The sequence below is a fragment of the Pseudonocardia yunnanensis genome, from assembly GCF_039534065.1.
GTDB lineage: Bacteria > Actinomycetota > Actinomycetes > Mycobacteriales > Pseudonocardiaceae > Pseudonocardia > Pseudonocardia yunnanensis.
The window spans coordinates 86,579-109,467 of the sequence record NZ_BAAAUS010000008.1 but is presented as its reverse complement, the minus strand read 5'-3'; the positions used below and the strand labels follow the sequence as shown (position 1 = coordinate 109,467).

Sequence of the window (22,889 nt, the reverse complement as noted above, 5' to 3'; positions counted from 1 at the left end):
CGTGACCGCGAGGATCGCCCTGTTCGGCGCCACCGGCTACACGGGACGGCGCACGGCTCAGATGATGGTGCAGCGGGGACTGCGGCCGGTGCTCGCCGGGCGCGACCCGGCGCGGCTGGCAGCCCTCGCCGAGCGGCTCGGGGGCCTCGAAACGGCCCGGGCGGACGTCACCGAGGAGAGCTCGGTGGCCGCACTCGTAGGCCGGGGCGACGTTCTGGTGAGCACGGTCGGGCCGTTCCTGCAACTCGGCAGGGCCGCAGTGGCCGCCGCCGTCGGTGCGGGTGCGATCTACCTGGACTCCACCGGTGAGCCCACGTTCGTCCGTGAGGTGTTCGAGCGGTACGGCCCCGAGGCGGAGCGTTCGGGAGCGGCGCTGATCACCGCGTTCGGTGTCGACTACGTGCCAGGCGTGTTGGCGGGGGCGCTGGCGCTGCGGGCGGCGGGCGCAGCCGCCTCGCGCGTGGACATCGGCTACTTCATCCTCGGCGGCGGACGTGGTCAGGCGTTCTCGCGGGGCACGCTCCGCTCGGTGATGGGTATGGCGCTCGAGAAGAACCACGCCTGGCGCGACGGCGAGTTGCGGACCGAGTCCGCAGGCGCCCGGCTCCGCACGTTCGACGTGGCCGGCAGACCGCGTCCAGGTGTGACGATCGGCGGCAGCGAGCAGTTCGCGCTGCCCCGGTTCGCGCCCGAGTTGCAGTCGGTGGACGTCTACCTCGGCTGGTTCGGCGCGGCGAGCCAGGCCCTGCACGTCGCCTCGCGGGTCACGCCGATGCTGGGGCGCGTGCCGGGCGCCGCGCGGGCGTTGGCCGCGGTGGCCGGGCTCGTCACCCGCACGGCGTCGGAAGCACCGTCGGAGGAGGCGCTGGCGGGGATGCGCTCGCACGTCGTGGCCGAGGTGTTCGACGGCTCCGGCACGCTGCTCGCCCGCACTCGCCTGGTCGCGCCGGACGCGTATGCGCTCACCGCGAACCTGCTGGCCTGGGCGGCGGGCCGGGCGGCCGAGCACGGTGTGCGGGGTAGCGGGGCTCTGGACCCGGTTGCGGCCTTCGGTCTCGACGAGCTGAGGGCGGGCGCCGCGGAGTCCGGGATGGTCGAGGAGACGTCCTAGAGGGGCACGATCCGGTCGAACTTCTGCAGCCCGGCGACGTGCGAGGTGCCCACGCACCGATGACGCGTTGCCGCATGTCGCGGTCGTCCTCGCATCGCCAGATCGTCCCGTAGCAGCACGATGACCCTGGACACGGCGGGGTCGGTCGCCGAGCGTGTCCCCACCTCCTGCGGCTACTCTCCGCGCCGTGACCGATCAGCGCCGGCCGCTGGCCGACCCCTCGCTGGTGGGGCTCATCCGGATGCCCGACACCTCCGCGAGCCCGGTGGTGTCGCTGCTCCGCAGGCTCGCCATCGCGTTCGGGGCCCTGGCCGCCGCTGCGCTGGTCGTCTACTTCAGCGGCGACGGGTACGTCGACAACAACAGCAGCACCCCGATCTCGCTGGGTGACGCCTTCTACTACGCCACGGTGTCGCTGTCGACCACCGGCTACGGCGACATCGTTCCCGTCACGCCGGAGGCGCGCCTGCTGACGACGGTGGTCATCACGCCGCTGCGGCTGCTGTTCCTCATCGTGCTGGTCGGTACCACGGTGGAGCTGCTCACCGAGCGTTCCCGGCAGTCAGTTCGCATCGAACGCTGGAGGTCTCGCGTGCGCGACCACACCGTCGTCGTCGGTTACGGCACCAAGGGCCGGGCCGCCGTCGAGACCTTGCTGGGGGACGGGGCAGAGCCCAAGGACATCGTCGTCGTCGACACCGACCGCACGCGCCTCGACCAGGCATCGGCGCTGGGGCTGGTGACGGTCACCGGCAACGCCACCCGCTCCAGCGTGCTCCGGATCGCAGGCCTGCAGCAGGCCTCGGCGATCGTGGTGGCCACCAACCGCGACGACACGGCGGTGCTGGTCACCCTCACGGCCCGCGAGCTCGCACCGGACGTCCGGATCGTGGCGGCGGTGCGGGAGTCGGAGAACGTGCACCTGCTGCGCCAGTCCGGCGCCAACTCGGTGATCGTCTCCGCGGAGACGGCCGGGCGCCTGCTCGGCATGGCCACCACCACCCCGAGCGTCGTCGATGTGGTGGAGGACCTGCTGACCCCGGACGCCGGTTTCGCCATCAGCGAGCGGCCGGTCGAGGAGTCGGAGGTCGGCGGGTCGCCGCGGCACCTGCCCGACATCGTGCTCGGCGTGGTCCGGGGCGACAACCTCTTCCGCGTCGATGCCTCGGCCGTCGACGCCCTGGAACGCGGCGACCGGCTGCTCTACGTCCGCAAGGCCACGCTGCCCGACGAGCGCTGATCCTCTTCTAGCCCCTGGGGAGGGTGAGGGCGAACGCCGCGCCCGTACCGGCGGGGGGATCGACGCAGCGCACGTCGCCCCGGTGCGCCCACGCGATCCCGCGGGCGATCGCGAGCCCGAGCCCGGCGCCGCCGTCGTCGCTCGTGCGGGCCTCGTCCAGGCGGACGAGCCGGTCGAAGATCCGTTCCCGGTCGGCGGGCGGCACCCCCGGGCCGGTATCGGTCACCAGCACCGTCGCGTAGGCCGACGCCGTCACAGAGACGGTGATGCGGCCGCCGGCGGGCGTGTGGCGCCGCGCGTTGTCGAGAAGGTTCCCGAGCACTTGGCCGAGGCGTGCGGCGTCACCCGGCACGACGACGGCCTCGCCGCTCACCTCGATCGTCCGGTCGGGCGCGAGCAGCTGCACCCGTTCCGCCTCCGTGCGGGCCAGATCCAGCAGGTCCACCGGTTCCCGGCGCAGCTCGATCCCGGCGTCGATCCGGGCCAGCGCGAGCAGGTCGTCCACCAGCCGGGCCGCTCGGCGGCTCTCCCGGAGCAGCAGGAGGTTCAGCCGGTCACGCTCCTCGCCGCCGAGGTGGGGGGCGATCGAGGCCTCGGCCACGGCCTGCACTCCGGCGAGCGGGGTGCGCAGTTCGTGCGCAGCGTCGGCGACGAACTGCCGCGTGCGTGCCTCGGACGCGCGCGCCGTGGCCTCCGCGCCCTCCAGCTCGTCGAGCATCGCGTCGAACGCGGACGCGGTGCGCCCCAACTCCGTGTCGGTTCGCGACGGGGCGAGCCTGCGGCCGCGGTCGCCACGGGTGATCGAGCGGGCCAGCGCGGTCATCGAGTCGAGAGGAGCGAGCGCGACCCGGGTGGTGAGCAGTGTGACCACCCCGGCGACGGCCAGTGCCCCGAGGCTGAGCAGCAACAGCGTGCGCCGCAGCAGGTTCTGCGCCGCGGTGCTCGGGCCGGCGTCGGCCACGAGAGTGAGCCGCGACCCGTCGGCCAGCGGCTGCTGCAGCACCTGGTCGCCCCGCCCGCGGTCCTCGCCCTGGCCGCCACCCCAGCGGCCGGGGAACCCGCGTTCTCCGGGCCCGTGCCGCCACGGTGGGCCGGGGGGTTCGTCCTCGTCCGCCTCACCGTCGTAGACATGACCGTCGGGTGCGACCACGACGGCCCGGACCCCGGGTGCCTCGACGCGCCGGGCCACGTCCTGAGACGGCACCCCCTGTGCCACGAGCTGGCCGGCCAGTGCAGCCCGGACGGTGAGCTCGTCGCGAAGACCGGCGCGGGTCTGGGCGGCGAACACGACGTCGGTGAGCACGGTGACGACCACCAGCACCGTGGCCAGCACCAACATGCTCAGCGCCGTGACGCGCCGGCGGAGGGAGACGGTGCGCAATCGGGACCCGGCGGGTGGCCTGCCCCTCACTCGGGCGCCCCCGGCCGGTCTGCGCCCGCGTCGGCGGCAGGGGCGGTCCGCAGCACGTACCCGAGGCCCCGCACGGTGTGCACCAGCCGCGGCTCGCCCAGCTTGCGGCGCAGCGCCGAGACGTGGACCTCCACCAGGTTCGGGTCGTAGTCGGTGTAGCCCCACACACGGGTGAGGATCTGCGCCTTGCTGACGACCCGGCCGCGTTGTGCCGCGAGGTAGTCGAGCAGGCGCAGCTCCGTGGCCGTCAGCTCGATCGCGACACCGCCGCGCCGCACCGAACCCGCGGTGGCGTCGACCAGGAGGTCGCCGACCTCCACGGTGGACGGGGTGCGTCCCGTCCTGCGGAGCACGGCGGTGACCCGTGCGACCAGCTCGGCCAGCGCGAACGGCTTCACGACGTAGTCGTCGGCTCCGCCGTGCAGACCACGCAGGCGGTCGTCGACGGCGTCCCGGGCGGTGAGCATCACGACTCCGGCGTCGCTGTGCCGGCGCACCAGGTCGAGCAGCGCGAAACCGTCGCGTCCGGGAAGCATGATGTCGAGTACCACCAGGTCGGGCCGGAAGGCCTCGAGTTCCTCCTCCAGCGCGCGCCCGTCGGCGCGTCCGCGCGCCACGAAGCCCGCTTCGGCGAGTCCGGCGAGCACCGCGGTCCGGATCGCCTCGGCGTCCTCCACCACGAGTACGCGCGCGGTCACCGTCCCATTCTGCGCTGACCGTCCAGTTGCCCCGCTGAAGATCGGCTGAAGGTGTGGTCCGGCTTCAGCCCCGGTTCAGCATGCGCCGCGACCGTCGGTGGTGTCAGACCGATCCGATCCGAGGAGGAATCGTGAGCACTTCGGAACCCCCGACCGTCCAGGATCCGCCGCCACAGAGCCCGCCGCCGCCCGCCGGAGGGCCTGCCCCGCGCCGTCCCTGGCGTTCCCGGCTGCGCAGCCGTGGCGTGATCATCGGCGCCGTGATCGTGGCCGTCCTGGTCGCCGGAGGTGTGGCGGCGGCGCTCCTGATCCCCGATCGGCACCGCGGCTTCGACCGCATCGGGCCGGTCGGGGAGCGTGGCAGCTGGGGCGCGCCGTGGCAGGGCTCGGGCGGACCGGGGGAGGGGCCGGGGGGCGGCGTCGGTCCCGGCTGGGGCCCGTGGGGGCACGGCGGCCGGTTCAGCGCTCCCGGCGGTCGCGGCGATGAGCGCGGCCCGCGCGGCATGGGGGACGCGCCGGTGCTCACCGGCACCGTCGCCTCGGTCGCCGACGGCACCCTCGTGGTGAACGTCGACGGCAGCGGCCAGCGCTCGTTGCGTACCGACGGCGACACCCGCGTCCGCGGCGGGCAGAACAGCGGGCTGGGCGACCTGCAGACCGGCGAGCGTGTCGTCGTCCAGGTGCAGGGGGCGGGCGCGACCGCCACGGCCCGTGAGGTCTGGACTCCGCAGGCCCGTGTCGTCGGCACCGTGACCGCACTGACCGGCGACCGCGCCACCCTGACCTCGATCGACGGGCTCACCGTCACCGCGGATGTGACCGCGCTGTCGCAGAAGCCGGTGGTCGGCGACGTCGTTGTGCTGACGGGTGTGGCCGCCGACCCGAGCACGATCCGGGCGGACGGCATCCGGGTGCTGCCGCGCGCTCAGTGATCGCCACGAGATCCGTGTCAGCGCCCCGATAAGGGCGGATGCGCGGATCTCGCGACGATCATGGGGTCGGCCAGCAGGTCGTGCACCACCGCCGTCGCGGCGCCGCGCAAGGCCGCGTCGGCGCCGAGTGCGGAGAACCGGACGTCGACGGCCGGGCGGGAGACGACCCGCACGGCCAACTCGGCGCGCACCGCGTGGAGCAGCGGCTCTCCGCACCGCGGGTAGATGCCGCCCAGCACCACCGCGGGCACGTCGAGGAGGTTGACCGCCCCGGCCAGTGCCACCCCCAGCGCCCGTCCGACGGTCGCGAGCACATCCTGGGGACGGGCGGCGACCAGATCCTCGAGGTCGGTCGTGCCGGCAGCGCGCAGCAGGGCCGTCAGGCCGGCCACGGTCTCGAGACAGCCGCGGCCGCCGCAGCTGCACGGCCGGCCGTCCGGCTCGACGACGACGTGGCCGATCTCGCCTGCCCGGCCGCTCGCGCCGCGGAAGAGCCGTCCGCCCAGTAGGATGCCCGCCCCGACCCCGATCCCGCCCGAGACGTGGACGGCGTCGGCGGGGCCGCCCGACCACAGCTCGGCCAGCGCCGCCAGGTCGGCCTCGTTCCCGGCCTGGACGCGCAGCCCGAGGCGCCCGCCGAGTTCCTCGCCCACCGCGACGTCCACCCACCGGGGCAGGTTCGGCGCCCGTACGAGTACGCCGTCCGCCCCGACGACGCCGGGCAGTGCGACCGCCGCCCCGGCGATCGGCAGCCTGGCCTCGGCAACCACCTCCGTGGCGAGCGCTTCGGCCGTCGCGAGGCCGGCGGCGGGCAGCTCGTCCCGGTGGTCCGAGTTGGCCACCCGACGGGCGCGTACTGCCCCGGTCAGGTCCACGACACAGGCGCCGACGGCGTCCACCCCGATCTCGACGCCCAGCCCGGCCGGGCCGGAAGGATCGAGCTGCAACGGGCTCGCCGGCCGTCCGGTGGCACCTCGGGCGGCGGCGAGCTCCGTGACGAGCCCGGCCGAGATCAGCTCTTCCACCAGCGACGACACGGTGCCGCGGGTGAGCCCCGTGCGCGCCGCGACCGCCGCCCGCGACACCGGGAGCGGCCCGGCGACCTCTCGCAGCACGAGCGCCAGGTTGTGCCGCCGCACCGTGTGCTGCCCGGCCCCGTGCCCGCGCCCCGGCCCGCGAGCCGCCCGTTCCCACCCGGCGAGTAGCCCGCCGGGTAGGTGCGGGTCACCCGTCCCGCCGGGGGTCGTGCTCACGCGAGTTGGTGCGCCGTCAGCTCGCGGACCTGCGCGTACCGCTCCCGCACCGCAGGCGTCGGCTCCGCCTCGAACGTGACGGTATCGGCCGCGGCCCAGCGCGGAGGGGCCGAGGTGCCTGCCAGTACCCACGCCGCCTGCCGGGCCGCGCCGTCGGCCACGTAGTCGCCCGGGGTGGGCAGCAGCACCGGCCTGCCGAGCACCGCGGGCGCGATGCGCGCCACCGCGTCCGACCGCGCCCCGCCGCCCACGAGCAACGCCCGCAGCACCGGAACCCCGGCCGCGACCAGCGCGTCCAGTGCGTCGGCGAGACCGCAGAGCAGCCCCTCGACGGCGGCACGGGCGATGTGGGCAGGTGTGGAGTTGGTGAGCGTGAGCCCGTGCAGCGCGCCGGTGGCGTCCGGCCGGTTGGGTGTGCGCTCGCCCTCCAGATACGGCACGAGCACCAGCCCGTCCGCCCCGGCCGGAGCGGACAGCGCGAGCCGGGAGAGCTCCGCGTGGTCCACGCCGAGCATCCGCGCGGTGGCGTCGAGCACGCGTGCGGCGTTGAGCGTGCAGACCAGCGGCAGGTGCTCGCCGGTGGCCGAGGCGAAACCGGCGATGATCGCGGTCTCGTCGGCCGTGGTCGTGGTGGTCACCGCGGAGACCACGCCCGACGTGCCGATGGAGATCACCACGTCACCGCGCTCGGCGGCCAGGCCCAGCGCCGCCGAAGCGTTGTCGCCCGCCCCCGGGCCCAGCAGCACGCCGTCCGGTGTGCGGCCCGCGGGCTCGGCAGGACCGAGCACCCGCGGGAGGATCACGTCCGAGCGGCCGAGCGCGCGTTCCAGCAGGTCCGGCCGGTACTCCCCGGTGCTGCCGGAGAAGTAGCCCGTGCCGCTGGCGTCGCTGCGGTCGGTGACGAGGTCGCTCAGCACCCCGGTGCCGCGCAGCTTCCAGGTGAGCCAGTCGTGCGGAAGGCAGACCGCAGCCGTGGCGGCGGCGTGCTCCGGCTCATGGGTGGCGAGCCAGCGCAGCTTCGTGACCGTGAACGACGCCACCGGCACGAGGCCCGTTGCCTCGGCCCACTCCTTCGCACCCAGCTCGGCGACGAGGTCGGCGGCCGCGCCTGCGGAACGGGTGTCGTTCCACAAGAGCGCGGGCCGCACGACCTCGCCGTCGGCGTCGAGGCAGACCATGCCGTGCTGCTGCCCGGCAACGGCCATCGCCTCGACGCCATCGAGACCGCCCGCGTCGGTGATCGCGCCCTGTAGGGCGTCCCACCACGCGTTCGGATCGACCTCCGTGCCGGGCGGATGTGGTGCCCGGCCGGAGCGGATCAGTTCGCCCGTCGTCGCGTCGCGGATCACGACGGTCGACGACTGCGTCGACGAATCGACACCCGCGACGAGGCTCATGACCGGGCGCCCAGCAGGTGCTCCACCGCCAGCTGGTTGAGCCGCACGAAGCCGTAGCCGCGCTCGCCCGCCTTGACGGCGTCGTAGTCCTCGTACGCGGAGCGGTCGGCCTTCAGGTCGGCCACGGTCTCGCCCGCGTTCAGCGTGGGCTTCGCGAGGTCGGCCACGCCGGCCACGGCGAGTGCCTCGGCGACCTCCGGGTCGGCCCGGAACGCCGCAGCGCGCTCCTTGAGCAGCAGGTAGGTGCTCATGTTGGCCGCCGCCGACGCCCAGACGCCCTCGACGTCCTCGGTGCGCAGCGGCTTGTAGTCGAAGTGGCGCGGGCCGTCGTAGCGCGGGCCGCCGCCGGGGGCGCCGTTCTCCAGCAGGTCGACCGTGGAGAACGCGTTGAGCAGGTCGCCGTGGCCGAACACGAGGTCCTGGTCGTACTTGATGCCGCGCTGGCCGTTCAGGTCGATGTGGAAGAGCTTGCCCGCCCACAGCGCCTGGGCGATGCCCGCGGTGTAGTTGAGCCCGGCCATCTGCTCGTGGCCGACCTCGGGGTTCACACCCACGATGTCGCTGTGCTCCAGCTCGGCGATGAACGCGAGCGCGTGGCCGAGGGTGGGCAGCAGGATGTCGCCCCGGGGCTCGTTCGGCTTGGGCTCGATGGCGAAACGGATGCCGTAGCCCTGCTCCTTGACGTACGCGGCGAGCAGGTCGATGCCCTCGCGGTAGCGGTCCAGCGCGGCCGCGATGTCCTTGCCCGAGTCGACCTCGGCGCCCTCACGACCGCCCCAGAACACGTAGGTCTTCGCGCCCAGCTCGGCGGCGAGGTCGAGGTTGCGGATCACCTTGCGCAGCGCGAAGCGGCGCACGCCCCGGTCGTTGCTGGTGAAGGCGCCGTCCTTGAAGACGGGGTGGGTGAAGAGGTTGGTGGTCATCATCGGGACGACCAGCCCGGTCTCTTCCAGAGCGGCCTTGAAGCGCGTGACGATGCGATCGCGCTCGGCCGCGTCGGCGCCGAAGGGGATGAGGTCGTCGTCGTGGAAGGTGACGCCCCATGCCCCCAGCTCGGAGAGCTTGTGCACGGTCTCCACCGGGTCGAGCGCGGGCCGGGTGGCGTCGCCGAACGGGTCGCGGGCGGGCCAGCCCACGGTCCAGAGTCCGAAGCTGAAGCGGTCCTCGCGAGTGGGCTGCGGCATCGCCGGCTCCTTTTGTTCGGGCATCGTACAAACTCGATCACGGTAGCCTCCCCGAGGTGCGTCTGGCTACGTGGAACGTGAACTCCGCCCTCTCCCGGCTGCCCCGGCTGCTGCCGTGGCTGGATGAGCGCGCTCCCGACGTCGTCTGCCTGCAGGAGACGAAGCTCTCCGACGAGGCGTTCGCCGAGGCGTTCGCCGAGCCGCTCCGGGAGCGCGGCTACGCCGTTGCCCACCACGGGGAGGGCCGCTGGAACGGCGTGGCGCTGCTCTCGCGCGTCGGGCTCGACGACGTGATGCGCGGGCTGCCGAGCGAGCCGCGGTTCCCCGCGCCCGACTCGCCCGCCGAAGCACGGGCGATCACCGCCACCTGCGACGGCCTGCGGATCACCTCGGTGTACGTGCCGAACGGCCGCACCCCCGAGGACCCTCACTACCTCTACAAACTGGAGTGGCTCGCGGCATTGCGGGAGTCGATCGGCGCGCCCGCCACGGCCGTCGTCGCGGGGGACATGAACATCGCCCCCACCGACGAGGACGTGTGGGACCCATCGCTGTTCGTCGATTCCACACACGTGACGCCCGCCGAGCGCAAGGCGCTGGCGGAGATCAAGGGCCGCGGGCTGCACGACGTGGTGCGCGACCGGTGGCCGACCGAGCGCGTGTTCACCTATTGGGACTACCGCGCCGGCCGGTTCCACAAGGACCTCGGGATGCGCATCGACCTCGTGCTCGCCGGTGCCGACCCTGCCGGGCGGGTCGCGGCCACGTGGGTGGACCGCAAGGCACGCAAGGGCAGCGGGCCGAGTGACCACGCTCCGGTGATCGTCGACCTGGACGTCGCACCCGACGGCGACATCGGCCCCGTCGTGCCTCCGCCCTCGACGCCGGCGCGACTGCCGCACCGCTCCTGAGTTCCTCCAACTTTGCCGGTCACCGCCCCGCCTGCGACACTCGACCGATGTCGGGGCCGTACGCACACCCGCAGACCGGCCCGCCACCGCCCAGTCTCGGGGCTCCGCGCCTGATCGCCGCGGCGTTGCTGGTGGTGGCGGCGGCGCTAGCCGTGGGCGGAACCTTCCTGGCCCTGTCGGTGCGTCGCTACGACTTCGGCCTCCCCGGCGACACGGTCGTCTCCACCACCGGGTGGGCCGTCACCATCGAAGGCGCCCCGGGGATGACGAACCCGCCGGGCGCGGCTCCCCTCGGCATTCCGGTCGTCGTGGCTGCGGGGCTGGCGGCGGTGGCCGCGATCCTGCTGCTGCTCTCCGTACGCAGATCGGGTGACCACGTTCTGGCCCGGATCGCCGGCATCGGCGCGGTGGGGCTGCTCGTGGGCAGCGTCTGGATCATCTGGATCGAGCTGTTCACCCTTGCCAGCAATGCAGCGGTGGCTGTGAGGGACGGTTCGGACGGCGGGTTCCACCCCGTCGTCGTCTTCGGTGCGGGGGCCTGGCTCCTCCTTGCGGCCGCGCTGCTGGCGCTCGCCTGCATCCCGCTGCTGGCGATGCCCCCCGCCGATGCCGTTTCCGCGCAAGGCCGCGTCCCGTACGGGGTGGACCAGGAGCCCACCTCGCCGTGGTCCCGGTCGCCGGCTCCCGCCGCCGCGCCGCCGGTGACCCCGCCGGCCGGCGTCCCGTCGGCCTCGCTGGAGACCCCGCCGGCCGGTGCGCCGCCGATTCCGCCGGACACCCCACCGGGTGACGTTGCGCCGGTCCCGCCGGGCACCCCTCCGACCGGTGCTCCGCCGGTGCCCGGCGACTCGCCGGCGCACGAGCCGCGTCAGCCCTGACCGAGCCTGTCCGGCGCGACATGGACACGTCTCGCTGAACCGACGCCCGCGGAACAGCGACGTGTGTCCATGTCGCGGCCAACGCGCCTACGTCAGCGCGGGGCGCCTGCTCGGCCGGCTACCAGCGTGCCCAGCACGCCCATCACGGTCAGCACGGCGACCAGCAACGGGAGTGCTGCCGCCGGCGTGCCGAGCAGCGCGAGGAGCGCACCGCCCGCCCCGATCATCGCCGCGGTGGTGAGCTGGTCCGCGATCTGGGCCGCCGACGAGTGGAAGCCCACCTCACCCGCCGCCGACTGCTGCAGGAGCAGGAAGGACATCGACGAGAAGCCCAGCCCCATCCCGGTCCCGGCCACCACCCAGAACGGGAGCGCGAGCCACGGCAGCCCCCACGACGGTGAGACGAGCAGCATGCCCGCCGTTCCCACCGCGAGCAGGAGGAAGCCGATGCGCAGCAGGACGGTGCGGGACAGGTCCGGGTGCCGTCCCTGCCACGCCGAGGCTGCCGACCACCCGAGCGACCCCACGATCAGCGGGACACCCGCCATCGCCAGCGACCAGCCGTGGGTCCCGTTGAGCATCAGCGGCAGGTACGCGTTGACGGTGAAGAAGATCCCGGCGAGCAGGCCGCGCGAGAGCACGACGGTCGGGATGCCGCGCCCGGCGCGGAACACCCCACGGGGGAACAGGCGAAGCAGGGCCGGCGCCAGCACCACGATCGCGATTCCGGCGACGACCGCGGCGATCACGCCACCGTGCTGGGAGGCCCAGCTGAGCGCGGCGACACCGGCGGCGGCGCCCAGTGCGGCGGGCACGAGTCCGCGTCGCACCGGGGCGACCTCGCGCTCCGGGTCGGGCGGCTCCAGCCGGCGCACGGCCGGCACGACGAGGGCCACCGCCAGCAGCACGAACGGCACCAGACCGAGGAACACCCAGTGCCACGACACCGTCTCGGTCACGAGGCCCGAGATGGGCGGGCCGAGCAGTGCGGGCAGCACCCATGCCGAGGAGATCAGCCCGAAGACGGCCGGCCGGGCCCGTTCGGGGTAGACGGCAGCGACCAGGACGTACACGGCCACCGCCTGCGTGCCGGCGCCGAGACCCTGCAGGACACGTCCGATGAGCAGCTGGGTCATGCCGGTGGCCGTACCGGCGACGAGCAGACCGAGGCCGAACAGCAACGGCGCCCCGACCAGCGGGACCCGTGGGCCTGCCCGGTCGCACCACCGGCCGCCGAGCACCGTGGCGAACACGGCGGCTGCCATGAACGCGACGAAGGGCCATGCGTAGAGGGACACGGCTCCGATGTCGGCGACGAGCGCGGGCATCGCCGTGCCGACGCCCATCGACTCGAATGCCACCAGGCTGATCAGCAGAACGATGCCGATGGTGGTGGCACGACGGTCAGGTCCGAACAGCTCGGTGCGGACGGCGCTGGGCGCGGCGGCTGTGGTCACGGCGAGAATCGTGCAACCTCACCTCGGGTTCAGGTCAACAAGGTTGGTGTGGCCCACAATCGGACGAACGGCATTTCGTGCCGTGAACCATGGCGGATCCACCGTTCGCGCGGGCCGGGTGAATTTCGCTACCCCCGCGTGGCAACCTTTCCCCGTGAGTACCGGCACCGCAGCGCACCGAGAGACCGCCGAGGCCACCTCCGTGCGGGAGGCCGCCCTGCGTGCCGCCGCCGCGGCACCGGGTGTCCGCGCGGCAGGCGCCGCGGCTGTCGATGCTGCGCTGCGTACGGCAGCGGAGCTCATCCGGGAGCGCAGCGCCGAGCTTCTCGCCGCCAACACCGCGGACGTCGAGGCCGCCGAACGGAACGGGATGGCCGCCGGCCTGCTCGACCGCCTGCGCCTCGGTCCCGAGCGGCTCGCCGACATCGCCCACCAGCTGGAGGTGCTCGCGAGCACGCCGGAGCCGCCCCTGCAGCGTGAGGTCCGGACCCTGCCGAGTGGTGAGCGCGTGTTCGAGCGGCGCGTGCCGGTCGGCGTCATCGGTGCGGTGTTCGAGGCGCGCCCGAACGTCACGGTCGACGTCGCCTCGCAGGTGCTCAAGGCGCGCAGCGCGGCGGTGCTGCGCACGGGGTCGGCAGCGCTCGGGTCGGCCCGTGCTCTCGTCGATCTCGTCATCGCGCCCGCGCTCGAACGGCACGGTGTTCCGGCGGGCGCCGTGCAGCTCGTCCCGACGCCGGGGCACGCGGGGGCAGAGGCGCTGGTCGGGCTCCCCGATCTCGTGCCGCTCGTGGTGGTGCGCGGCAGCGGCGAGGTCACCCGCAAGCTCTCCGCGCTCGGCGCGGCCGCGGGCACACGGGTGTTGGCCCACGCCGACGGCGGCGGCGTCCTCTACCTCGACGCCAGCGCCGACGAGGCCGAGGTGACGCGGCTGGTCACCGAGAGCACCGACCGGCTCGGCGTCTGCAACCGGCTCAACCTGCTCCTGATCGACCGTCCTGCCTACGACCGGTTGTGGCCCGTGGCCGAAGCCGCGCTGAAGGCCAGGGAGATCACCCCGAGCCTCCCTCCGTACGAACACCCCCTCGGCCACGAGTGGGCGCTCGACTCCGGAGCCGAGGCCCACGTCACGGTCGCGGCGGTCGACGGGCCGGTCGACGCCGCCACCACCGCGGCGCGGGAGACGTCCGGGCTCGCCGCCACCGTGTGCGCCGCCGACGAGGCCGCCGCCACGGCGTTCATCGACGCCTACACCGGCACGGGCGTGTTCTGGAACGCCACCACCCGGCTGCTCGACGGCTACAAGCTCCTCGGCCTGCCCGAGACCGGCATCAACGTCGACCACACGCCTGGCCCGCGCGGGCCGGTCACCTACCTCGACCTGTCGTTGCGCCAGTTCGTGGTGCTGCCCCCGGCCTGACCGAGGCGGACGTCGCGGGCCGTGCAGCCGAACCGCGCCTTGAAGGCCCGGCTGAAGTGCGACGCGTCGACGAACCCCCACGAGAACGCGAGGTCGCCGATCGTGCGATGGCGCAGCGCGGGGTCGCAGAGATCGGTGCGCACGGCATCGAGCCGTTGCGCCCAGATCCACTCCGAGATCGAGCACGGTTCGCCGGCGAAGGCTCGGTGCAGGGTGCTCACCGACGTGTGCAGCCCCGCTGCGATGGCGGCCACGGTGAGGCCCGGGTCGCGTAGCCGGGCACGGACGCACGCTTTGATCTGCTCTCGGCGCGCCGCCAGTTCGGGTTCCGGCACGGGCGCGTCCGGGGCGAGGGAACTGAGGCCTGCCACCACGATGTGCTCGACGCTCTGTGCGACCGCCGCCGCCGCGGCCGGCTCGAGCACCCCGATGTCGTCGGCGAGCGTCCGGATCATCTCGATCATCAGGTGACCGGCGCCGCGTGAACCGTGGACTCCTCGCGCCGTGAGCTCCGGTGCGGCGCGCAGCTGCGAGCGCAGCGTCGGACCAGGAAGCATGAGCACGTACTGCTGAAAGTCGGAGTCGAAGCGCAGCTCGTACGGACGGGTCGAGTCGTAGAGCGCGAAGTCGCCCGGCCGGAGAACCGCGGTGCGCCCGTCCTGGACGATCGCGCCGACGCCCTCGGTCTGGATGCTCACCAGGAAGTAGTCCTCGGCCGCGGTGGCGATGAGCGACGGCGTGCGCCGCACGTGCTGCGCCGTGGCCGAGACACGGGAGAGCTCCAGGGTGGCGAGGGAGTCGACCCGGATGTCACCGACGACGTCGCGGCCCGGGGCGTCGCAGGTGAGCCGCACGTAGGCGTCCGAGACGGCCTCGTTCCAGTACTCCAGCCGTTCGCGTGCGTGCACCGTCTCGGTGGTCAGCACCCGCGCCATGGTCCGACGGTAGGGAGGTGCGGGGGACCGGACAAGATACTGCGCCGCAGAGTCAACACAACGGACACGCACGAACCATCGCAGTGCCGCCGGAGTCGGCACTCTTCGCGGCATGAGCATCGAGCACCCGCGCTTCCGCGCCGCCGCCGTGCAGGTCGCGCCCGCATTCCTCGACCTGGACGCCGGCGTGGACAAGGCGGTGTCGCTGATCGGGGAGGCCGCCGCGAACGGAGCGCAGCTCATCGGCTTCCCGGAGACCTGGCTCCCCGGCTACCCGTGGTTCATCTGGCTCGACTCGCCGGCCTGGGGCCTGCAGTTCTTCCAGCGCTACCACGACAACTCCCTGGCCTACGGCACGCCGCAGGCCGACCGGCTGGCCGCGGCGGCCCGCGAGCACGGGATCACGGTCGTGATGGGTCTCTCCGAGCGCCAGGGCGGCAGCCTCTACATCGCCCAGTGGATGATCGGGCCCGACGGCGAGACGATCGCGAAGCGCCGCAAGCTCAAGCCCACCCACGTCGAGCGCACCGTCTTCGGTGAGGGTGACGGCAGCGACCTGTCCGTGTACGACACCGCGCTCGGCCGGCTCGGTGGGCTCTGCTGCTGGGAGCACCTGCAGCCACTGTCGAAGTACGCGATGTATGCACAGAACGAGCAGGTCCACATCGGGGCGTGGCCGAGCTTCTCGGTCTACACGGGTGCCGCGTACGCGCTCGGCCCGGAGGTGAACACCTCGGCCAGCCGGATCTACGCCGTCGAGGGCGGGTGTTTCGTCGTCGCCCCGTGTGCGACGGTGTCGCCCGAGATGGTCGAGCTCCTGTGCACCGACGACACCAAGAGCGCGCTGCTGCAGCCCGGCGGCGGTTACGCCCGGATCTTCGCGCCGGACGGTCAGCAGATGCACGAGTCGCTCGCGCCGGACGTCGAGGGGATCGTCTACGCCGACCTCGACCTCGGCATGATCTCGCTGGCCAAGGCAGCAGCCGATCCGGCCGGGCACTACTCCCGTCCCGACGTCACGCGTCTGCTGCTCAACAAGACCCCTGGTGATCGCGTCGTCCCGTTTGCCGCGCCGGGTGTGGAGATCGAGGCAGAGCTGCCGCTTCCGTCCACCCGGACCTCCGTGGAGGTGTGACGTGGAGTCCGCGATCCCCGCACACCTGATCACCGAACGCAGCCGCCCGCGCCGGGTGCCCGACGACTACGCCCCGCCGTACCCGTCGTTCGTGGCGCGGTCGCGGCCGCAGGTCCAGCAGGTCGTGATGGCCTACCTCGGGCTGCAGTTCCGCGGCGACGAGCCGACGGGCGCGCTCGACGTCCTCGACACGGCGTTCGCGGACTCCGACGGGCCGGGCCATCACGACCGCGCCCGCCAGGTTGCCCCCGACGGCACCACCGACATCGTCTCGATCGCGTACTGGGACGACCCGGCCGCCTTCGAGCGCTGGTTCGTCACGCACCGCGAGTCCTGGCTGGGCGACGCGGTGCGCGACGGTCTCGGACGGTGGGCCGAGGTGCTGCGGCCGACCGTCGAGGAGCACGAGACGCTCTCCTCCTCCCTCGGCAGGCCGGAGGGTGTCGCCGTGCTCGCCGACGGCTGGAGCGGCGAGGTGCAGGAGCACGGGTACTGGGGCGGGATGCGTGACCGGATCCCGCTGTCGCAGACCGACGCGCTCGCGCCCGTCGGCTCCCCGGTCGTGGAGCGTGACGGCGGACGTGTGCGGATCCGGCCGCACGGGGGAATCTGCCTGATCCGGTCCGGCCAGGACTGGGGTGACACCGAGGGCACCGAGCGCTTGATGTACCTGCAGGACGTCGAGCCGGTGCTGCGTGCCGGGATGGAGTTCCTGCGGGACGACGGCCGCACGATCGGCTGCTTCAGCAATCGCTACCTGACAGTCGTGGAGAACGGTGAGCCCGTCGACAGAAGCTTCGGGATGAGCTGGTGGCGCAGCCTGGACGTGCTGGAGCGCTGGGCGGAGTCGCACCCGACGCACGTCGCGATCTTCGGGGCCGCCATGCGCTATCTCTCGACGCTCGGGCCGGCGGCCCGCCTGCGGCTCTACCACGAGGTGTCGGTGGTGCGGGCCGACGAGGCCTCCTTCGAGTACGTCGACTGCCGGGAGGGCACCGGCCTGCTCGGCGCGTTCGCTGAGGATCCGCTGTGACCGATCGTGAACGGTGGGGAAACCCGCATTCCGGACGGATCGCGCTCCTGTCAAGCTGATCGCATGGCGACGACGGTGGGGACACAGCCGACCTGGTATCTGTTGCGCAACTCGGGTGAGGCGCGCCCGCGGGCCTCGATGCGCACCAACGTCGTCACCACCGTGCTGTCGGTGTGGTTCACGCTCGGGCTGTTCCTCGACGCCTACGCGCACTCCACCTTTCCGCAGCTCGAAAGCTTCTTCACGCCGTGGCACGCGGTCTTCTACAGCGGGTTCGCGGTCACGGCCGGCTGGATCCTGTGGACGGTGTGGGGCCACGTGCAGGAGGGCAGGCGCGGCATCGCCGCGGTGCCGGGCGGCTACGGGATGACGATCGTGGCGCTGCCGGTGTTCGCGGTGTCCGGCGGTGCCGACCTGGTGTGGCACGAGGTGATCGGCATCGAGACCACCACCAACATCTTCTTCAGCCCCAGCCACCTGGGCCTGATCGGCAGCATGGTCGTCATCCTCACGAGCCCGCTGCGCGCCGCGTGGTCCGATCCGGATCTCCCCGCGCGCCCGTCGCTGCGGGCGCTGCTCCCGGCCGTGCTCACGCTGTCGTTCGCCACGAGCCTCGTGCTGCTGTTCCTCACCTACGGGAATGCGCTGCTGATGTCCCCCACCGGGGTCGTGGCCATGTTCTCCAGCGTCGAGGACGGCAACTCCGGCATGCTCGCCACGCGCATCGTGCTCACGAGCCTCGTGCTGCTCGCGCCCCTGCTCCTGCTCGCCCGGCGCTGGCACCTGCCCGTCGGCACAGCGACGATCGGGTTCGCCATCGCAGCGCTGATCTCCGCCGTCCTCATGTCGTTCGAGCGCTTCACCATCCCGATCGCGATCGTCGCCGCCGGTGTCCTCGTCGACCTGCTGGCGCTGTGGCTGCGCCCGAGCGCCGACCGACGTGCGGCCTTCTGGCTGTTCGGCGCGCTCGCTGCGCTCGTCACGTGGGCGGTCTACATCGGGGCGGCAGCGGTCACCACCGGCAGGTTGCCCGCGATCGTGGAGTTCTGGACCGGCATGCCGGTGATCGCCGCCCTGCTGGGCTGGGCGCTGGCCGCGCTCATGCTGCCGAATGCGATCACCACGTCCGAGCGGGTCGCCGCCACCTCCGACTAGATTCGGGGCGTGCCTGCCGTAGAGCTACACAGGACGACGCTGCCCAATGGCATGCGGGTCCTGGTCGTCCCGGATCCCGCCACCCCCGTCGTCGGCGTCGCGGTGCACGTCGACGTCGGTTTCCGCTCGGAGCCGGAGGGCCGCACCGGGTTCGCGCACCTGTTCGAGCATCTGATGTTCCAGGGCAGCGAGAGCCTGGAGAAGCTCGCCCACTTCCGGCACGTGCAGGGTTCGGGCGGAGTGTTCAACGGCTCCACCCACCAGGACTACACCGACTACTTCGAGGTACTGCCGGCCGCGGCTCTGGAGCGGGCGCTGTTCCTCGAGGCCGACCGGTTCCGGGCCCCGAAGCTGACGGACGAGAACCTGCGCAACCAGGTCGACGTCGTCAAGGAGGAGATCCGGCTCAACGTCCTGAACCGGCCCTACGGCGGATTCCCGTGGATCCTGCTGCCGCCGGTCCTCTACGACACCTTCCCCAACGCCCACAACGGCTACGGCGACTTCTCCGAGCTGGAGCAGGCCTCGGTCGAGGACGCCGCCGCCTTCTTCGACACCTACTACTCGCCGGGCAACATCCAGGTGACCGTGGCCGGCTACCTGGACGTCGACGAGGCGCTGCGGCTGGTCGAGAAGCACTTCGGGGACATCCCGGCCCGGCCCGCCCCGGTCCGCCGGTCGTTCGCGGAGCCGCTGCCCACCGGTGAGCGCCGCCAGGTCGTCACCGACGCCCACGCCCCGCTGCCCGCCTTCGCCCTCGGCTACCGGCTGCCCGACCCGGGTGCCGACCTCGAGGGCTACCTCGGCCACGCGCTGCTGGGCTCCGTGCTCGGCGCAGGTGAGGCCGCCCGGCTGCAGCGACGGCTCGTGCACGTCGACGGGCTCGTCACCGACGTCTCGGCCAGTGCCGGACTGATGGGCCCGCTCGACGCCCGTGATCCCGACACGTTCACGATCACCGCGGTGCACCCCGCGAACGTCGATCCCGACCGCGTGCTCGCCGCCGTCGACGAGGAGCTCGACAAGCTCGCCGCAGAGGGACCGAGCACCGAGGAGCTCGCCCGGCAGGTGGCCCGCTGGTCGGCAGGCCTGCACCAGGAGAACGACCGCGTGATGTATCGGATGCTCGGCCTCGGCGCCCGCGAGCTGCTGTACGGCCGCGCCGAGATCGCCGTCGAGCTGCCCGACCGGCTCGCCGCCGTCACGCCCGAGCACGTGCGCGCGGCTGCGGAGGCGCTGCGCTCGTCGGGGCGCGGTGTCCTGCTCGTCGAGCCGACCGCCGCCCAGGAAGGCACGAAATGACCGCCACCGAGCAGCACACCCCCGGGCAGGCCGTCCCCGGCGAAAATCCCCGGCACCGCAGCGCGGAGGAGATCGGCCGCACCGCCGCCGGCCCGCGCCCGCTGCCGCCTCTCGGTCCCACCCGCGCCGTTCCGCTTCCCGACGTGGAGGAGCGCACCCTCGACTCGGGGCTCCGGGTCCTCGTCGCGCACCGTCCGGGCGTGCCGATGGTCGAGCTTCGGCTACGCGTCCCGTTCGCAGGCGACGAGCCCACGCACCCTGCGGTGAGCGAGCTGCTGGCGTCCACGCTGCTCACCGGCACCACCACACGGGACCGCGTCGGCATCGACGACGAGCTGGCGGCCGTCGGCGCCGATCTCGGCGTGAACGTCGACCCGGAACGACTCCAGATCGGCGGCCACGGGCTCGCCGACGGCCTGCCGGATCTCCTCGCGGTGCTGGGGGACGTCCTCACCGGGGCCACACATCCCGATGCCGAGGTGACGCGCGAGCGCGCCCGGCTCGTCGAGCGGATCTCGCTGGCCCGCTCCCAGCCGCGCACGATCGCCCGGGAGGCGTTGCAGCGCAAGCGGTTCGGCGACCACCCGATCACCCGCGAGATGCCCACGGGGGAGGAGGTCACGGCCGTCACGGCCGAGGAGGTGCGCGCTCTGCAGGCCGCGTCGCTCGTGCCACGGGGGTCGATCCTCACCCTGGTCGGCGACATCGACACCAGCGCGGCGATCGCGCAGGTCGAGAAGGCGCTCGGCGGCTGGACGTCGGACGCCTCCGCTCGCGAGCTCTCCCCACCGCCTGCCATCCGAGCCGACGACCTGCAGCTCGTGCACCGCGCGGGATCCGTGCAGTCACAGCTGCGGCTGTCGGCGCCCGGGTTGCGCCGCCACGATTCGCGCTACGCGGCGCTCCAGCTGGCCAACCTCGTGTTCGGCGGCTACTTCTCCTCCCGCCTGATGGAGAACATCCGCGAGGACAAGGGCTACACCTACGGCGCCCACTCCGGCATCGAGTTCGTCCCCCAGGGGGCCGTCCTCAGCGTCGAGACGGACGTCGCGAGCAACGTCACCGCCGCAGCGCTGCTCGAGACCCGCTACGAGCTGGGCAGGATCACCGCCGTTCCGCCCACCGACGCCGAGGTCGAAGCCGCCCGCAGCTACGCGGTGGGGTCGCTGCTCATCTCCCTGGACAACCAGGGCGGCCTGGCGTCCACTCTCGCTGCGCTGGCGGCCGACGGGCTCGGCATCGACTGGTTGCGCGCCCACCCCGCGCGGCTGGAGTCGGTCACCACGGCACAGGTCGCTGAGGCCGCGCTGGAGTTCTTCGCACCCGCCGCGTTCACCGGGGTCGTCGTCGGCGACGCAGACGTGATCGGGGCCGGCGTACGGGCGCTCGGAGGGATCTCCGACTGATGACCGCGTTCGCCGGCTTCCGGTTGCTCTCCCCACCCATCCTCTCCCGGTCGGCCGTGCTGCGTGACGAGCCGCTGCGCACCGACGTCGAGCGCCAGCTGCGCGGCTGGCACGCGGCGCAGCTCGTCGTCGTGGACGACAAGGGCCGCACTCCCGTCGACTGGGGCGGCGGGGAACCACCCACGGGGCCGTGGGACTCCGTGCGGGACCAGGTCGCCCGCCTGCGAACGCGCCCCACCACGGGCGACGCTCCGCCCGAGAACGCCGTGCTGCTCGGTGAGGCCGACGACGTGCAGTACTGGGCGGAGCGCGGTCAGCCCGACCTCGCCGCGGGCGACGACCCCGCCGAGTGGGCCGACCTGCGCACTGCCGGAGCGGCGCTCGACGCTCTCGGCGCAGGCCTGCTCACCGGCGCCGTCGCCGTCCTGAACTGGCACGACGCCGCCCGCTTCTGCACCCGTGACGGATCGCCGATGCACCCCGGCCACGCCGGCTGGCACCGGGTCTGCGAGGCGAGCGGCCACGAGGAGTACCCCCGCACCGACCCCGCCGTGATCTGCCTGGTCCACGACGGGGCGGATCACGTGCTGCTCGCGCGGCAGCCGGTCTGGCCCGAGGGCCGGTTCTCGGTGCTCGCCGGTTTCGTCGAGGCGGGCGAGTCGCTCGAGGCGTGCGTGATGCGGGAGATCCACGAGGAGGTCGGGGTCGTGGTGCGGGACGTCCAGTACCTGGGCAGCCAGGCCTGGCCCTTCCCACGTTCGCTCATGGTGGGCTTCCACGCCCTCGCCGACCCCGACGCCCCCCTGGTGCCCGCCGACGGCGAGATCGCCGAGGCGATGTGGGTGAGCCGCGAGGACCTGCGCGCCGCACTCGACCACGGCGACTGGAGCGCCGAGCAACGGGAACCGACGAAACGACTCCTGCTGCCAGGCCAGGTCTCGATAGCAAGATCAATGCTGGAAAGCTGGGCAGCCCTGGACTGACCGTGCACACCAGGTGGCCCCGGTGCACACGTCCTGACGTGGGCACCGGGGCCATTTGATGTGTGCGGCCGAGGTTGTCCACAGATGCCGCGGATCGGGCCCGCGCCGACGCATCGGCGGGCGAGGCTGGCGATCGTGGATCCTCTCGTGCACCGCCGTGCCCAGCTCCTCGCCGCGGGGTTCTCGCCGAAGGAGCTGCGGCGGTTGCTTCGCACAGGTGAGCTGAGTGCGGTGCGGCCGGGCGCGTACGTCCAGGGCGCCCCGCCCGAGAACACCGTGGCCCGGCACCTGCTGCTCCTGTACGCCGCACTGGACGAGCTCGCTGCCGACGCAGTGGTGAGCCACGCCTCGGCCGCGATCCTGCACGGGCTCCCGGTGTGGGGCATCCCGCTGGAACGTGTGCACGTCACGCGGGGGAGCCGCTCGGGCGGCCGGCGTGGCCGCCGGGTCCACGTGCACGCCGCTCCGCTCGAACCCGACGAGATCGTCATGGTCGGCGGCCTCGTCGCCACGTCACCGGCACGCACCCTCCTCGACCTGGCCCGTGCGGTCCCCTTCGAGCAGGCCGTCGCTGTCGCCGATGCGGCGCTCCACCGCCATCTCGTCCACCCGCCGGATCTCGCCGCTGCCGTGGCTCGCAGGCCCCGCTGGCCAGGCCTGCCCGCGGCGCGCCGGGCGCTTGCTTTCGCCGACGCCCGCAGCGAGAGCGTGGGGGAGTCGCGCAGCCGGGTGGCGATCGCCCGGGCCGGCTTGCCGGTACCGGTGCTCCAATGGGAGGTGAGGCGCTCCGACGGCCGGTTCGTCGGAGAGGTGGACTTCGGCTGGCCCGACCTGCGGACGGTCGGGGAGTTCGACGGCCGCGCGAAGTACGGCGCGCTCGTGCGTCCGGGTCAGGACCCCGCCGAGGTGCTCTACCGGGAGAAGCTGCGCGAGGACGAGCTGCGGGCCGAGGACCTAGCCGTCGTGCGGTGGGGCTGGCCGGACCTCGACGCCTTCGTGGCCGTGGCCGAGCGTCTTCGGCGCCGATTCCGCGGCGGGTGACCGCCACGGT

General features: G+C 73.2%; 20 protein-coding genes. 13 read left to right on the top strand and 7 right to left on the bottom strand.

All coding sequences use genetic code 11. From position 1 onward, the window contains the following. Position 1 precedes the first annotated feature (1 nt). Positions 2-1,111, top strand: a complete 1,110-nt coding sequence (locus ABD743_RS11725; RefSeq protein ID WP_344721653.1) for a saccharopine dehydrogenase family protein — start codon at positions 2-4, stop codon at positions 1,109-1,111. A gap of 241 nt (positions 1,112-1,352) precedes the next feature. Continuing rightward, a complete protein-coding gene (locus ABD743_RS11720) occupies positions 1,353-2,351 on the top strand; it encodes a potassium channel family protein (RefSeq protein WP_344722153.1) in 999 nt (332 codons plus the stop codon). 7 nt (positions 2,352-2,358) lie between these two features. On the opposite strand, the gene ABD743_RS11715 is transcribed toward ABD743_RS11720, so the two are convergent. Together ABD743_RS11715 and ABD743_RS11710 are read right to left on the bottom strand one after the other, a co-directional pair. Then, the gene (locus ABD743_RS11715; protein WP_344721651.1) at positions 2,359-3,690 is read right to left on the bottom strand and encodes a sensor histidine kinase; all 1,332 of its coding nucleotides are present in this window, start codon (positions 3,688-3,690) and stop codon (positions 2,359-2,361) included. Positions 3,691-3,758: 68 nt separating this feature from the next. Further along, positions 3,759-4,460, bottom strand: a complete 702-nt coding sequence (locus ABD743_RS11710; RefSeq protein WP_344721649.1) for a response regulator transcription factor — start codon at positions 4,458-4,460, stop codon at positions 3,759-3,761. 131 nt (positions 4,461-4,591) lie between these two features. Between ABD743_RS11710 and ABD743_RS11705 the strand changes: the two genes are divergently transcribed. Next, positions 4,592-5,392 carry a single stranded DNA-binding domain-containing protein gene (locus ABD743_RS11705; RefSeq protein ID WP_344721647.1) on the top strand — a complete coding sequence of 267 codons (801 nt, stop codon included), beginning with the start codon at positions 4,592-4,594 and terminating at the stop codon, positions 5,390-5,392. Between the two features lie 17 nt (positions 5,393-5,409). On the opposite strand, the gene ABD743_RS11700 is transcribed toward ABD743_RS11705, so the two are convergent. From ABD743_RS11700 to xylA, 3 genes are read right to left on the bottom strand one after another with little or no spacing between them, the layout of a single operon-like run. Continuing rightward, a complete protein-coding gene (locus ABD743_RS11700) occupies positions 5,410-6,645 on the bottom strand; it encodes an ROK family transcriptional regulator (protein WP_344721645.1) in 1,236 nt (411 codons plus the stop codon). After that, complete coding sequence (gene xylB / locus ABD743_RS11695) at positions 6,642-8,042, bottom strand: xylulokinase (RefSeq protein WP_344721644.1); 1,401 nt, start codon at positions 8,040-8,042, stop codon at positions 6,642-6,644. The genes ABD743_RS11700 and xylB overlap by 4 nt, the downstream gene beginning before the upstream one ends. Next, a complete protein-coding gene (xylA, locus tag ABD743_RS11690) occupies positions 8,039-9,226 on the bottom strand; it encodes a xylose isomerase (protein WP_344721643.1) in 1,188 nt (395 codons plus the stop codon). The genes xylB and xylA overlap by 4 nt, the downstream gene beginning before the upstream one ends. 56 nt (positions 9,227-9,282) lie before the next feature. On the opposite strand from xylA, the gene ABD743_RS11685 reads away from it, so the two are divergent. Next, on the top strand, positions 9,283-10,137 hold the full coding sequence (locus tag ABD743_RS11685; protein WP_344721641.1) for an exodeoxyribonuclease III: 855 nt from the start codon (positions 9,283-9,285) through the stop codon (positions 10,135-10,137). A 47-nt stretch (positions 10,138-10,184) separates the two neighbouring features. Next, positions 10,185-11,015, top strand: a complete 831-nt coding sequence (locus tag ABD743_RS11680) for a hypothetical protein (RefSeq protein ID WP_344721640.1) — start codon at positions 10,185-10,187, stop codon at positions 11,013-11,015. Between the two features lie 92 nt (positions 11,016-11,107). Here ABD743_RS11680 and ABD743_RS11675 read toward each other — a convergent pair whose 3' ends face one another. After that, positions 11,108-12,472, bottom strand: a complete 1,365-nt coding sequence (locus ABD743_RS11675) for an MFS transporter (protein WP_344721638.1) — start codon at positions 12,470-12,472, stop codon at positions 11,108-11,110. A 154-nt stretch (positions 12,473-12,626) separates the two neighbouring features. Here ABD743_RS11675 and ABD743_RS11670 point away from each other — a divergent pair, with 154 nt between their 5' ends. Continuing rightward, complete coding sequence (locus ABD743_RS11670; protein WP_344721636.1) at positions 12,627-13,889, top strand: aldehyde dehydrogenase family protein; 1,263 nt, start codon at positions 12,627-12,629, stop codon at positions 13,887-13,889. Here ABD743_RS11670 and ABD743_RS11665 read toward each other — a convergent pair. After that, positions 13,841-14,824, bottom strand: a complete 984-nt coding sequence (locus ABD743_RS11665) for an AraC-like ligand-binding domain-containing protein (protein ID WP_344721634.1) — start codon at positions 14,822-14,824, stop codon at positions 13,841-13,843. The genes ABD743_RS11670 and ABD743_RS11665 overlap by 49 nt on opposite strands. A gap of 112 nt (positions 14,825-14,936) precedes the next feature. Here ABD743_RS11665 and ABD743_RS11660 point away from each other — a divergent pair, with 112 nt between their 5' ends. The 7 genes from ABD743_RS11660 (at position 14,937) to ABD743_RS11630 (ending at position 22,879) form a co-directional block, all read left to right on the top strand. Then, positions 14,937-15,959, top strand: a complete 1,023-nt coding sequence (locus tag ABD743_RS11660) for a carbon-nitrogen hydrolase family protein (RefSeq protein WP_344721632.1) — start codon at positions 14,937-14,939, stop codon at positions 15,957-15,959. A 1-nt stretch (position 15,960) separates the two neighbouring features. Beyond that, positions 15,961-16,992 (top strand): phenylacetaldoxime dehydratase family protein, encoded by a 1,032-nt coding sequence (locus tag ABD743_RS11655; RefSeq protein ID WP_344721630.1) that lies wholly within the window; start codon positions 15,961-15,963, stop codon positions 16,990-16,992. 63 nt (positions 16,993-17,055) lie between these two features. Continuing rightward, on the top strand, positions 17,056-18,147 hold the full coding sequence (locus ABD743_RS11650; RefSeq protein WP_344721628.1) for a hypothetical protein: 1,092 nt from the start codon (positions 17,056-17,058) through the stop codon (positions 18,145-18,147). Between the two features lie 51 nt (positions 18,148-18,198). Then, a complete protein-coding gene (locus ABD743_RS11645; RefSeq protein ID WP_379659354.1) occupies positions 18,199-19,449 on the top strand; it encodes a M16 family metallopeptidase in 1,251 nt (416 codons plus the stop codon). Continuing rightward, on the top strand, positions 19,446-20,855 hold the full coding sequence (locus ABD743_RS11640; RefSeq protein WP_344721624.1) for a M16 family metallopeptidase: 1,410 nt from the start codon (positions 19,446-19,448) through the stop codon (positions 20,853-20,855). Before ABD743_RS11645 ends, ABD743_RS11640 begins: the two co-directional genes overlap by 4 nt. Next, positions 20,855-21,838, top strand: coding sequence for an NAD(+) diphosphatase (nudC, locus tag ABD743_RS11635; RefSeq protein ID WP_344721622.1), 984 nt, complete (start codon positions 20,855-20,857; stop codon positions 21,836-21,838). Before ABD743_RS11640 ends, nudC begins: the two co-directional genes overlap by 1 nt. A gap of 135 nt (positions 21,839-21,973) precedes the next feature. Continuing rightward, complete coding sequence (locus ABD743_RS11630; RefSeq protein WP_344721620.1) at positions 21,974-22,879, top strand: type IV toxin-antitoxin system AbiEi family antitoxin domain-containing protein; 906 nt, start codon at positions 21,974-21,976, stop codon at positions 22,877-22,879. The last annotated feature ends 10 nt before the right edge of the window (positions 22,880-22,889 follow it).

Coding starts and splice junctions, on each gene's coding strand:
- ABD743_RS11720 (WP_344722153.1), top strand. CDS start 1,353: ATGCCCGACACCTCCGCGAGCCCGGTGGTGTCGCTGCTCCGCAGGCTC.
- ABD743_RS11715 (WP_344721651.1), bottom strand. CDS start 3,690: ATGTTGGTGCTGGCCACGGTGCTGGTGGTCGTCACCGTGCTCACCGAC.
- xylB (WP_344721644.1), bottom strand. CDS start 8,042: ATGAGCCTCGTCGCGGGTGTCGATTCGTCGACGCAGTCGTCGACCGTC.
- xylA (WP_344721643.1), bottom strand. CDS start 9,226: ATGCCGCAGCCCACTCGCGAGGACCGCTTCAGCTTCGGACTCTGGACC.
- ABD743_RS11680 (WP_344721640.1), top strand. CDS start 10,185: ATGTCGGGGCCGTACGCACACCCGCAGACCGGCCCGCCACCGCCCAGT.
- ABD743_RS11665 (WP_344721634.1), bottom strand. CDS start 14,824: ATGGCGCGGGTGCTGACCACCGAGACGGTGCACGCACGCGAACGGCTG.
- ABD743_RS11660 (WP_344721632.1), top strand. CDS start 14,937: ATGAGCATCGAGCACCCGCGCTTCCGCGCCGCCGCCGTGCAGGTCGCG.
- ABD743_RS11650 (WP_344721628.1), top strand. CDS start 17,056: ATGGCGACGACGGTGGGGACACAGCCGACCTGGTATCTGTTGCGCAAC.
- ABD743_RS11645 (WP_379659354.1), top strand. CDS start 18,199: ATGCGGGTCCTGGTCGTCCCGGATCCCGCCACCCCCGTCGTCGGCGTC.
- ABD743_RS11640 (WP_344721624.1), top strand. CDS start 19,446: ATGACCGCCACCGAGCAGCACACCCCCGGGCAGGCCGTCCCCGGCGAA.
- nudC (WP_344721622.1), top strand. CDS start 20,855: ATGACCGCGTTCGCCGGCTTCCGGTTGCTCTCCCCACCCATCCTCTCC.